The 522-nt window shown below is 46.9% G+C and carries 1 protein-coding gene; it reads right to left on the bottom strand.

Translation table 11 applies throughout. The annotated features are described in order from the left end of the window. Positions 1-252, bottom strand: a 252-nt coding sequence (locus ACLJQF_RS48880; protein WP_410617532.1) for a hypothetical protein, incomplete at its 3' end; no start/stop codon positions are given. Positions 253-522: the final 270 nt, after the last annotated feature.

The following is a 522-nucleotide window of genomic DNA, read 5'->3' as shown; positions in this document are numbered from 1 at the left end:
AATGAAGTGAATTTTATGAGGCATGGCCCAAAGCATCCCGATTGAATGCAGTGGATTCCATGCAGCGTCATTGAATGCAGAGGATTCCATGCATTGTGGTGCAATGGATCCCGACTGTATGCACTGGAGTCCATGAAGCGAGGCCCAATGCATCCCGATTGAATGCAGTGGATTTTTTTGCAGCATGGCCCAAAGCATCCCGATTGAATGCAGTGGATTCCATGCATTGTGATTGAATGCAGTGTACTCCATGCAGCGTGGTAAAATGCATCCCGATTGAATGCAGTGGATTCCATGCATTGTGTTTGAATGCAGTGGATTCCATGCAGCGTGAAGAAATGGAACCCTATTGAATGCAGTGGATTTTATGCAGCATGATTGAATGCAGTGGATTCCATGCAGCATGATTGAATGCAGTGGATTTTATGCAGCATGGCCCAAAGCATCCCGATTGAATGCAGTGAACTCCATGCAGCGTCATTGAATGCAGAGGATTCCATGCATTGGGGCGCAATGGATCCC

Origin of the sequence: Amycolatopsis sp. lyj-109 (assembly GCF_046548995.1) — a bacterium.
Classification (GTDB): Bacteria; Actinomycetota; Actinomycetes; order Mycobacteriales; family Pseudonocardiaceae; genus Amycolatopsis.
Note: the sequence above shows the minus strand (reverse complement) of the source record. Positions and strands in the feature narration are given on the sequence as shown.